The sequence below is a fragment of the Aliterella sp. E5.1 genome (genome assembly GCF_057473825.1).
Genome location: NZ_JBYCCV010000109.1, coordinates 1 through 11,503 on the forward strand (window position 1 = coordinate 1; position 11,503 = coordinate 11,503).

Sequence of the window (11,503 nt, forward strand, 5' to 3'; positions counted from 1 at the left end):
CCCTTTCTCTGCTATGGGTTTCCACAATCTTCTGGCGCAAATCATTTGAGTAAGCTTTCATCCATTTAGCCATTAATAGTTGTAGCAATGCTTCTCACTTTATCTCATTCAATCGAGAACCGCTGTAAATTTCAAAGTTCGGCAGTTTTCCATGACGGTACGAATTACATCATCAGGAGCGCCATCAGGAATAGGTCAGACAAGGCGGCGATCGCCCGACCATACCAACAAAAATGCTCACAGCCTCAGTCGAAAAAAAAGAACCACTTAAACTCAGCAATAAACCCAAAAATGAACTGAGAAAAAACTAAAAACCGCTGTCGGGGTCTAACGGTGTCCACCATCTGCCGAAGACAATCTTGAAAATCATAGGCAAGCTTTCGGTGTTCGGATGCTAGGTTTTTTATTAAGGAAGATTCTTGAAGGTTGACAGCTATCTGGCAGAACACACTTTCTCTTCAAAATTAAGATCATCTTGTCCTAGACTTTTCAAAAATTCAAGGGGAGAATATAGTTGCTCAATATGGAACACCCCTGCTGGAAATGAAGACAAAGCAAGATTTTCAGCAACTTTTGCAGCCACTAATCCGGTCGTCTTCGCTTCACCTGTTCCCCAAAGCGAACATTCATATAAATATTCTTTTGATTGTAAGTTACCTGCTTCCACTTTAATGACAAACTTATCCGATCCAAAATGTAATCGTTTTAGGACGCTGATTAATAATTCTTTGACATCTTTCATCATCAGAATACGGCTCAGACCTATTCTTTTTGCTAAAGCGAATAAATAGGTCATTAAGGCTGAGTCAAAACAGAGACGAGTTGAGACGCTCCTAAGACCCAGGGTTTGTGGAATCACTTTCTGATCTGAGAAATTGAACCGATAAGCTATTCTTCTCCCTATCCCATTTGGAAATACTGATTGTTTGCCATCCTCAAAACCTTTGACCTTTCTTGGTTCACCGTCATGAATAATGGTAAAATCAGTACTCAAATTCTCAAGAGTCCATCTATATGCTGCATCTCCATGAACTTCTCCTAACCCAAGGAGAATATAAATATCTGCATATGTCATATCTGGCAACTTGGATTGGCAGTGTTTCGCTAGAAGATTAGTTAAACCAGGAGCCAACCCCACACTTAAAACTGCTGTAGCTCCAGTCTTCTCAGCTTCCTTGTTCAGCGCCTCAATTTTGGAAAGAATATGATGGCTGGCAGAGATATCAATATAGTGAATGCCGCGTTGAATACATTGCCGAGCAAATTTAATGTTTTCCTGATCCAGGCACATTATAACAATTTCAACATCGTTAAGTAATTTGCCACTGTCGGAAATGCCAGAAATATCCAATGCTATCGGGACTACCTGCTGATTTAACTTTAATGCAAGATTTTGTGCTTTTTGATAATTTCTTCCGACCACAATAACTTGCCTAGGAAATTTCTTAACCAACTGAGTCGCAATAATACGACCGACACTACCATATCCACCAATGACTAGAATTTTCTTATTCACCTTCTATCTCCATTCACCTTCTATTTTGATATCTTAAAGATATCTATAAAATACTTTAATGATATATTTATAGCATCATAGCGAAATCAAGGTGACATCAGTTTATCTTCTGAGCAATCCACTCTAGTCCTGCCTTCAGTGCTGCTTCAGGGGTATAGTAGATTTTGCGCTCCCCAAATACTGCTCCACTAGGGCTAATCAACCGGAACTGCCAGCAGTGAGCTTGGGTGTGGAAGACTATCAGGGTAGTGCCGTCAATCCCGACAACCTACTATTTCTATCAGAATGTCACTATTTTTTGCAACACAACCAATCTCTGTGCCTTTAGGTCAGAAAGCGTCAGTTAGCCATGCTCAGGAGACTTGGTTCTCCCCGTTGTTCAATCCGTTCACGAACACGTTGCCAAAGTGCTTGATCATCACGATAAATACGCAAGGCTGTAATCGAGTCTTTTGCATCCACCAGACTGCCGCCCTGAATCAGAGATAACAGGAACGAAATTGCCTCATCGTTTCGGAGAAGCGCGAGTGCGAGCAATCCCGTTTGTCGAAGATCTGGAATGTCGATGGAGTGCCACCAGGCTCGCAAAATATCAAACGCTTCCGGTAATCGGGATTCTCCAAATGCTAATGCTGCCGCTTCTGCGCTCTCAGTGTTCTCTCGATGTTCAGCCTGTGGTTGAATCGCAAGAAAGGAACGCACTAAATCGATGGAGGATTGCGTTGGGGATAAGTGCAGCAATGCCAGAAAACAGTCCGATAACACAGGCGCACTATCGCCAAGCTTGATCCGTAACCGGAGAAGCGGAACACCTGACAAATTTCCAGTATAAGCAATGGCTCGTGCAGATCCAATTCGTGCATTGGGTTCTGGGTCAGCCAACAAGTCCGCTAACTCGCTCATGACATCGGGGTAATTCATTTTGACGAGTCCTAATGCACAGACACTTCGCAATGGCGCAGCCGTATCATCCGAACTGCCCCACACGGGGTTTCGTTGCATATGCCGAATGCCCTGCAAAAACAAATCTTCGTTACGGTAGTCCAATCGATAGAGTGCATCTGCAAGTTTGAGCTTAGCGGTACAACCTGGATCTTGCTCACTTGGCTTCGTCATCGCCCACTCGAACGCGGCAACCAGATCTGGAATTAGGTCGTAGTGTTCTGCCTCTGCAATCAGTGTTGCGGCTTGAGCGATCGCAACAGGCTGCTTGGAGGTCAGTAGTTGGCGCAGTAGAAGCATTGCTTCTGACGTAGTAGGATTGGGGCGAATCTGCTCTAGTTGCGCCAGAAGTGATTCCAATTTGCGAGATTTTGCCATAGCAGACTCCAGGAAACGTTGGAACGATAAACACAGACTTAGAGGCTGAGTCTCTGATCTCGACTTTATCTATTCACAAGGGGAGTAAAGGTAGCAAGCTCAGGACAACGTTGTTTGATTTCTCCTGATAAACTTGCTATCGAAAGAATTTCTGCTAGTTTTTTTCCTCAATAGGGTTTTAATAACTTTAAGCGGTTATTTGAATCACTGCAATCTAAAAATATTATTTAAACCTTAGATTAATAATTTAATTTTTTTAGGTATGCTTTGTCTAAATTCTTTATATTTTCATAAATGGCAAGACTAATACTTGAAGGAAATACAATTTTACCCTCCCTTTAAACCCAATACGGTTCGGTAAAAGACAGTAGGGGGACGGGATTACTATCATACAGTTATATGTCCGTTATTTTACGACTGTTTACCCAACAAACTCTTAATCTTTCCCGTATTTGAGGTTGGGTATTCAGATAATCTTTTAACCACCCGCATCCCCGTGCTAACAGCCCATCTAATTCGTCAATCCGCCAAATCAGCACTTTGTTTTGCTCAGGAGAATTACCTTGAATATGCGCGAGAATATATTGACCATCTGGGCTAAAACTTACTGGCGATATGAAAGTAGATGAATATTTATATTGTGCAAGCTGTCTACCCGTCACATCCCAAACGCGATAAATTTTATCATCTGAAGCTGTAACAATCCGCTGACCATCCGTGCTAAAAACAGCAAATCCAACCCTACTTTGATGCGGTATTTCAACTAATTGTTTACCAGAAGTATCCCAAATAATCGCCCTATTATCTGAAGAAGTAGCAATAACTACTTCCCCACCCGGACTAAAGCTAGGACTATATATATCTTGATTGGCTTTAAATTCTGATAATTTTTGACCAGATGTATTCCAAATGCTTGCTATTTTGCCATTAGCAGCCACAATACGTTCTCCATCAGGACTGAAGCTGGCACTATAGAAACTATTTTTACTGCCTGCAAATTCTACTATTTTTTTACCAGAAATATTCCACAAGCTTGAATAATTTTTGCCGTCATAATCAAAACTAGCCAGAAGATATTTACTATTAGGACTCCAAGTAATGCCTCTGGCTTTAAATGTAGTTATTAACTTACCCGACTGCGACCAAATTCTAGTTTGATTATTATAACTTGTAGTTAAAATATACTTGCCATCTGGACTAAAAGCAGCATACTCTACTCCCTCTTCATGCCCAGAAAGTAATAACATCTGTTTTCCTGATGTATCCCAAACACGAGCAGTTTTATCGTTTGAGGCGGTGACAATTAGTTTTCCATCTGGACTAAAATTAGCGCTATTAACGACATCTGAATGTCCTTGAAATTTTGCTAACTGCTTACCCAAACTATCCCAAACTAATACAGATTTCCAAGTAGGGGTAACAATATATTTACCGTCAGGACTCCAACTTGCTCCCGTAATAGCGTCTTTTGAATTGATAGTTACTGTTGTTACTGGGATTTTTTCGGATAAATCCCAGAGCCGAACGATTTTATCTTGTCCAAAGGTAACAATATATTTACCATCAGGACTCCAACGGGGATTACTTTGATTACCTGTCAGTTCTGCCAGCAAATTACTTGATAAATCCTCTACCTTTATAGCTTCATTTCTTAGATCCCACACTTTTATAGTGTTATCAGTTGTAAAAAGTCGCTTACTATCAGGACTAAATTCTGCATCACCACCCAAGACGTTTTGATTTTTAATTTCTCTAATCCGCCTACCTGATAAATCCCAAACATAAGTTTTAGCAGGGGTCGTGACGAAAATACGCTGACTATCGGGACTAAAACCAGCATCTACAATTGCCCATTTATCATCTACTTTAAGTTGTGCGATTTGTTTACCTGAAACATCCCAAATATAGGAGTCATCAGAGTTAGTCAAAATATATTTTCCATTTGGACTCCAATAAGCACTGTTAACAGCCATTGAATGTCCTATGAATGTTCGTAATAGTTTACCCGATGTATCCCAAATACGGGCTGTTTTATCATTAGAAGCAGTAAGAATATATTTACCATCCGGGCTAAATCTGGCAGTATTAACTTGCTCTTGAAGTTGTAGTAATAAATTCCCAGACAAATCCCAGAGCCGAGCGATTTTTTCATTAGAGGAACTAACCACAGTTTTTTCATCTAAAATTGTTGTGATAGGTGGAGTTATACTTGTTGTAATTAGACGTTTTCCATCATTGCTAAAACTGGCGCTATCTACATAGTCTTGATGTTTAATCATCGCCAATTGTTGACCAAAAAAGTTCCATATACGAACCGTTTTATCTGCTGAAGCGGTAATAATATGCTTTCTATCTAGACTAAAATTAGCAAGAAAAACTTGATCTTGATGTCCTTTCAGTTCTGTTATTAGCTTACCTGATGAGTCCCATACACGAGCAGTTTTATCATTAGAAGCGGTGATAATATACTTTCCATCCTGGCTCCAGTTTACAGTTGTAATATCATCTTGATGAGCAACAAATTGTTGAACTTCACGGATATTATCGACTATTGCTTGTAAAGCAAAAAGTGGACTATTTGCAGGGTAATTTGTTAGAGAACGTTTATTTTTTACAAGTTCTTTTAACTTTTGTCCTGCATCCATCGCTGTCACTAAAGATTCAATTTGTTTCGTTTCAAACTGTTGAAGCGCTGTCACTCCTGCTTGTTCTAGTCTTGTACCTTCTTGAGCTTCTTGTAATTGATTAGTTGCAGATATAAAAGCAATAGCTGCTCCAATAAGAGAACAAATCAGAACACCACCACCAATACGAATTTGTCGTTTAGCTTGATATTGGGCTATGCTTAAAGTATCGTTAGCTTGTGCTAATATGCGACTTTCTTCTTGTCGAAGAGATAATGCTGTAGCTATTTCTTGTTTTTCCATTTCCTGGCTAGCAGTTAAAAACTGGTAATCTTGTTCAGTTAAGTTTTTATTGGCTACCCAATTCTTAGCTTCCTCTAATGCTAATCCTTGTAGTAATCTAGAATTATCTTGACCGTTGGAAGCTAGCCAAGCTAATAATGCTTCTGAATATGGTCTTAAATTAGCAAGTGCTTTTTCTACCCAATTTAAATCAAAAACAGTGGCATAAATGCGGTTATAAACCCTCAAATATCCCTGCTGTTCTATGACTAACCCAGATAGTCGTAGTTCTATTTGTTCTGGACTGTCTGAAGCGGGTATTTGCCCTAATTGTAGAATTTTTTGATATAAACCAAGCAACGCACCTGTATTATGCTTGCTCATCAAAATTCTATCTTTGATTGTTTTTAAATGGGGTGGTTCGTCAAGGGATTCCCAGTTTTCAATTATTTGCTGTCTAACAATCTTCTCCACCCATTCGGCTTCTGCAATTTCTCCCTTTGCTTTTAGCGAACCATGATAAATAAAATTTTGAGAAGTTACTAACAAATCGCATAACTTTTGTGTAAGTAAGGGTTGTCCTCCAGTCCATGCTAAAACTTCTTTCAAAACAGCTTGCGGATTTTTCATTTTCCCTTTTAACCCTTCTGCTAAAGAGAGAGTTTCTTTGATTTGAAAACCATTAAGTTGAATAGCACGACCGATATTAAATGGTGTTCGGATTTTATCGGCAATTAAATCGCTAGGTGTTGCTACTCCGAGAAGGGCAAAAGTAATCCTATTAAAGTCGCTATTATAATTCCGCTTCTCATAACAACTTCTAATCCAGGCAAAAAAATCATCACACCCAAAACTAAAGCTTAAAATACTATCAATCTCATCAATAAAAACAACTATTTTACTTTTGATTTTTTTTAACAAAATTTGTTCAATAAATATATCCAAACGCTGTATCGGCGATAACTCGGAGTTTTCCTTCCACCATGTTCTAATAAATTCGCTGGGGTTAGCTATTTCAAAATTTGCAACTAATGTGTAAACAATACCCGCATACCACTGTTCCGGGTTTATATCTTTACTACCGCGTCCAGATATGTCAATCGTAGTACAAGCAATTTTTTCTGCTTGCAGGCGGTTAATTGTGCGAACTTGCAAGCTAGTTTTACCCATTTGTCGAGAATTAAAAATATAACAAAAATTCCCAGCTTTCAGTTCGTTGTAAATCTCGAAATCTGCTTGTCTAAACACGTAACTGGGAGCATCTTCTGCAAGACTTCCACCCACTTTATAAGAAAATTTATCGCTCATTATATAGCCAAGTTACTAATTATTTAAAGTTATCAATATTTTTAAATTACTACAAAAATAGTTGGTAGATTATGTAAAAACGCAGCGTTACGTGCCACTGTGTAATTGGGTGTGTTACGGCAAATAGATTATTCATTTCTTGCAACTATAATTCAACCGTTACACACCCAAAGAGCCTATTGTGGTTAAGAATTTAGTCTTGATAATTCATTTCTTACATTCTCCAGCATCTCTTGATAGTGAGGTTGTTGTACACCACTTCCGTAAACGCCACTTAAATATTTCTGGAGAAGTTTTTCTGCCACTTTGTAATCTGCCCACGCACTTTCTTTATTCCCTAAATCTTTGTAAAGATTACCTCTTGATAAATACTCGTCAGCACTAGGACCACTGCTACTACTAATTAAATGAGTCCAATCTGAAATCGCCTTCTGTTTTTCGCCTAATTTTTCATAAGCCCTAGCCCTATTCCAATATGCACCCCTACTAAAACCAAACCGACCTGTATTTTGCTTAATGACTTCGTTATAGTCTGCAACTGCGGCTTTGTAATTCCCAATAGCAGCATAAGCATTTGCACGATGATAGTAGGGTTCTTCAGCTTTAGGGTTGAGCCGAATTGCCTGCGTGAAAGAAGAAACCGCAGCGAGTGAGTCTTTGTGGCACTCCTCTTGAAAGTGTCCCATGCCCAAGTAGTCGTCTACTGTATTAAGACTTAGTGGCTTTGAACTTGGACAGTCAGTAGAAGCATTAGATGCTGGCATTTGTGCAACTAACGGTATCGAAAAACCTAGCAGTAAAATAGATGATGTATAAGCTAATAAGCAAGTTCTAGAGAAGGTAAATTTCATAATTATATAATCCCTAAAGATTTTCAGTTAGAGTAGGACTATTCTTCGCAGGTTGCACCTTGAACCTTATTCCTACTAATCCTATTTAACCTTGACTACGCTTGAGTTCGCATAGGGGTATATCGAGTACGTATCGACTTTGTAGTGAGATTGAATATTTTAGAACTTCGCCAAAAAAAGAAACTTAGCAGTTGTAGGATCAGAAATGCCACGTTCAGTTAGAGTACGTTCTGAACTTATATCGGAGGTAAAGTCGGCGCTACTGCGTAATGGCTATGTTCGTCAAACCGATTTAGCTGAGTATTTGCAAATATCTCAATCCACTATCAGCAGTTTTCTTAATGGTAGACCTGTAGATTACCTTAACTTTAGAGAAATTTGTCAGGCTTTGAGCCTGAAATGGCAAGATATTGCTGATTTAACAGTAGAAAGTGAAATTTTACTACCCATCTTACGTCCTACATCAGACTCAAATAGGGAAAGCCAAGAAATGTCTTTATCTCCCTCTGATAATGAGCATCCATCTGGTCAAGTACCGTTAGATTCGCTATTTTACATTAAGCGCTCACCTATCGAAGAAAGATGTTACGAACAAATTCATAGACCTGGTGCTTTAATTAGAATTAAAGCACCTAGACAAATGGGTAAAACTTCGCTTTTGGCAAGAATTATTTCTAAAGCCCAATCTCAGGGAGATAGTACCGTCACCTTAGACCTTCAACTCGCAGTACAGCAGACTTTCATAAATTTAGATAAGTTTTTACGTTGGTTTTGTGTCAGCGTTGGTTTAGCTTTAAATATCCCCAATCGAGTTGATGAATATTGGGACTTAGCGGCAATTGTAGGTAGCAGCATGGCTTGTAAAGCCTATTTTGAGGAGTATCTCTTACCAACAATCGCTCGACCGCTAACGGTTGGTTTGGATGAAGTTGATAAGATTTTTGAATATCCAGAAATTTATCGAGATTTTTTTGGACTGCTACGCGCTTTACACGAAGAAGGTAAACGTCGAGAGATTTGGAAAAAACTGAGATTGGTAATTGTACATTCTACAGAAGTTTACGTGCCTCTTGATATTAATCAATCACCGTTTAATGTAGGTTTTTCGGTAGACTTGCCCGAATTTAATAGTAAGCAAATTTTAGATTTAGCTCAAAAGCATCAACTCGATTGGTCTGAAACCGAAGTTGAAAAATTAATGACGCTAGTGGGTGGACATCCATTTTTAGTGCGTCTTACTCTTTATCATCTAGCTAATATGGATGTTACCTTAACACAGATTATCCAAAATGCTACGAGTTCATCGAGTATCTACGCAGACCATTTACGCCGTCAAAGTTTAATTCTTAAGCAACAACCGGAATTAGCATATGCAATGAAAGATGTAGTCCATAATAATTCTGCCAACTTATCGACAGTAAATAAATTTAAATTACACAGTATTGGCTTAGTGAAATTGCAGGAAGAGCGTACAATGATAAGCTGTAATTTATATCGTCAGTATTTGCAAATTTATTTGTGAAAAAATCAATATTTTGCGCTTCTTCAGTAGGCATTGCCAGCAGTCGTATTCTTGCCTCAATTTTATCCTGTGCTAATTCTTCGCAACCGCCGTAGAATACGCCCGCATAGATTTCAAGCCCTGGGTCCAACTCGTTTTCTTCTGTTCCACTCATAGCGGCTTATCTATTTTTTTTATTTTCGCATTTTCCAACTCCCCTGACCAATCCACTCCAGCCCTGCCTTAAGTGCAGCTTCAGCCGTGTAGTAAATCTTGCGTTCCTCTTTCGCTGCTCCACTAGCGCTAGTCAGCCGGAACTGCCAACAGTGGGCTTGGGCAACGAAGACTATCAGGGTAGTGCCGTCAATCCTAGGGATAGTTCATTGAAAAAGGGAAAATAACTGAGGGATGTTATGGGGTGTTGTCTGTAAATCTTATAGTACCTATTAGTACACTCTCAAGAGTCTATTGTGCTACACGTTCCTGGTTAACTTTCTCAAGGATTCCCGAATTCTCTTCTAAAGTCAAATCAACGACTTCGCATCTATCCTCACCCACAGCGTTAAACACCTGCACTTTGATACTATCTTCTGTCGCTTCTGCCAAACATTTTGATATAGCGTCATCGTACCGTAGCTGCTCACCTTTCCACACCTCCGCTTTACTCTCACCCTTTTCATCAGCCCCTACAAAAATGACATATGGCTGCTGATTGGGGTTTACTGACTTTATGTTCGCAGTGTAGGGTGCTGGCGATGCTGTCGGCTGTTCTATCGCCACCTCTGGCGTTTGCTCAACCTGGCTATTTCTCTTACTTGTTTGGGATACGCATGACCCGATTGAAGTTATAACTATGATCGCAATAACGATATTTCTTACTTGTTGTCTATCCATTTGGAGCCTATCCCACTAACTCAGAAATACGAGCTAGAATCAGTATAAAGCTGAAACAGAATAGAAAGAAGACAAAATGGCAGGTAGGTTTGAGGGCTTGAGTGATCTTGAATGGAAGTTGTTTGAAGACTTATTACCTCAACCCCTAGAAAAGAGAGGACGTGGAATGCCACACGTACCATTTCGTAAGGTATTGAATACCCAGTTATACGTATTGATTACTCTGTTGAAAAAATATCTGTGACCAGATATTGTCACCCAACAACTTTTAAGCTTTGCCCCAAGACAAAATTAACTAAGTAGTCAGGTGGAATTAAACTTAAAACGCTCCAGGGCATAACTACCTTTGACACTACGAGCTTTCATTCCATCCATAACTGCTAGAGCTAAATCATATTCATCCTCAAACATCCGTCCGGCAATTTCATTGCTTTTGAGTTGATGCCATTGCTCCTCAATCCGGTTCATTTCGGAACAATATGGAGGTAGGAAGAATAGGAATAAGCCCTGAGAACGCCAACGTTGCCACTGTTGGCGAGTCAAGTGGCTCGTATGCAACGAACCATTATCTTGCACTATCACTGTCATCCGTCCGGTTGTTCTGAAAGTCTCAGATGTTTGTTCAGCAATCCAATCGATAACGCGCGATATAACTTCCGCTCTTGAAACTACCAGAAGCTAAAGCATACTTGAAGCTTCTGTCCGGTTGCCATAAGCCTAAAATACTGATGCGTCCCTTACGTCGGTCAGTCTGCTCAAGGCGTTTTTGTTCTCCCTGGCGACTATAACTATAACTTGTAGGACTCCACAACTGGCAGCCTGACTCATCCAGGTACATCAGTTCAATATATCCTGATTGCGCTACTTGTTTGAGTGCATTTAACTGCGCTTGTTTTAGTTGTTTGTATTGCGGGTCTTGTTTTCTTTGCTGGCTGTGTCGCGTTCGTTTCCATCGAACCCCCTTTTTTGCAGGATACGTCGAATCCGGTCAGCACTCAAGCTGACAGCACGCTCTTGTTCTAAAACAGTTGCTAATTGCTTACTATTATAGGTCCGCTCCTGTTGCTCTAAACATTGTTCTATAGCAATCCTAGATGAGTTGAAGAAAAGTGAGTCTTAAACTATTGTGAATGATGGATGTAGCATTTTAGAACTAATTGAACGATGGACGAACTGGTCAAGTTTATTGAGAGTAATCCTGATGCTA

The 11,503-nt window shown here is 39.7% G+C and carries 8 protein-coding genes; 1 reads left to right on the forward strand and 7 read right to left on the reverse strand.

All coding sequences use genetic code 11. The annotated features are described in order from the left end of the window. Nucleotides 1-433 precede the first annotated feature (433 nt). The 4 genes from AC2VE5_RS21335 to AC2VE5_RS21350 all read right to left on the reverse strand — a co-directional run bounded on the left by AC2VE5_RS21335 (nucleotide 434) and on the right by AC2VE5_RS21350 (nucleotide 7,901). Nucleotides 434-1,516, reverse strand: a complete 1,083-nt coding sequence (locus AC2VE5_RS21335) for a saccharopine dehydrogenase family protein (RefSeq protein ID WP_486889692.1) — start codon at nucleotides 1,514-1,516, stop codon at nucleotides 434-436. A 339-nt stretch (nucleotides 1,517-1,855) separates the two neighbouring features. Continuing rightward, the gene (locus AC2VE5_RS21340; RefSeq protein ID WP_486889694.1) at nucleotides 1,856-2,836 is read right to left on the reverse strand and encodes a HEAT repeat domain-containing protein; all 981 of its coding nucleotides are present in this window, start codon (nucleotides 2,834-2,836) and stop codon (nucleotides 1,856-1,858) included. Between the two features lie 395 nt (nucleotides 2,837-3,231). Beyond that, the gene (locus AC2VE5_RS21345; RefSeq protein ID WP_486889695.1) at nucleotides 3,232-7,050 is read right to left on the reverse strand and encodes an AAA-like domain-containing protein; all 3,819 of its coding nucleotides are present in this window, start codon (nucleotides 7,048-7,050) and stop codon (nucleotides 3,232-3,234) included. A 185-nt stretch (nucleotides 7,051-7,235) separates the two neighbouring features. After that, complete coding sequence (locus tag AC2VE5_RS21350) at nucleotides 7,236-7,901, reverse strand: tetratricopeptide repeat protein (RefSeq protein ID WP_486889696.1); 666 nt, start codon at nucleotides 7,899-7,901, stop codon at nucleotides 7,236-7,238. 205 nt (nucleotides 7,902-8,106) lie between these two features. Here AC2VE5_RS21350 and AC2VE5_RS21355 point away from each other — a divergent pair, with 205 nt between their 5' ends. Next, nucleotides 8,107-9,423: an AAA-like domain-containing protein gene (locus AC2VE5_RS21355; RefSeq protein WP_486889697.1), complete on the forward strand. Its 1,317-nt coding sequence runs from the start codon at nucleotides 8,107-8,109 to the stop codon at nucleotides 9,421-9,423. A gap of 444 nt (nucleotides 9,424-9,867) precedes the next feature. Here the strand turns inward: AC2VE5_RS21355 and AC2VE5_RS21360 are convergent, their stop codons facing one another. From AC2VE5_RS21360 to AC2VE5_RS21370, 3 genes are all read right to left on the reverse strand, one after another. Beyond that, nucleotides 9,868-10,296: a hypothetical protein gene (locus AC2VE5_RS21360; protein WP_486889698.1), complete on the reverse strand. Its 429-nt coding sequence runs from the start codon at nucleotides 10,294-10,296 to the stop codon at nucleotides 9,868-9,870. 303 nt (nucleotides 10,297-10,599) lie between these two features. After that, a complete protein-coding gene (locus AC2VE5_RS21365; protein WP_486889700.1) occupies nucleotides 10,600-10,971 on the reverse strand; it encodes a transposase in 372 nt (123 codons plus the stop codon). Beyond that, the gene (locus tag AC2VE5_RS21370; protein ID WP_486889699.1) at nucleotides 10,919-11,134 is read right to left on the reverse strand and encodes a hypothetical protein; all 216 of its coding nucleotides are present in this window, start codon (nucleotides 11,132-11,134) and stop codon (nucleotides 10,919-10,921) included. The genes AC2VE5_RS21365 and AC2VE5_RS21370 overlap by 53 nt, the downstream gene beginning before the upstream one ends. Between the last annotated feature and the right edge of the window lie 369 nt (nucleotides 11,135-11,503).

Bases quoted from the DNA above. Each gene is read 5' to 3' on its own strand.
- AC2VE5_RS21340 (WP_486889694.1), bottom strand. From the start codon at position 2,836: ATGGCAAAATCTCGCAAATTGGAATCACTTCTGGCGCAACTAGAGCAG.
- AC2VE5_RS21345 (WP_486889695.1), bottom strand. From the start codon at position 7,050: ATGAGCGATAAATTTTCTTATAAAGTGGGTGGAAGTCTTGCAGAAGAT.
- AC2VE5_RS21350 (WP_486889696.1), bottom strand. From the start codon at position 7,901: ATGAAATTTACCTTCTCTAGAACTTGCTTATTAGCTTATACATCATCT.
- AC2VE5_RS21355 (WP_486889697.1), top strand. From the start codon at position 8,107: ATGCCACGTTCAGTTAGAGTACGTTCTGAACTTATATCGGAGGTAAAG.
- AC2VE5_RS21360 (WP_486889698.1), bottom strand. From the start codon at position 10,296: ATGGATAGACAACAAGTAAGAAATATCGTTATTGCGATCATAGTTATA.
- AC2VE5_RS21370 (WP_486889699.1), bottom strand. From the start codon at position 11,134: ATGTACCTGGATGAGTCAGGCTGCCAGTTGTGGAGTCCTACAAGTTAT.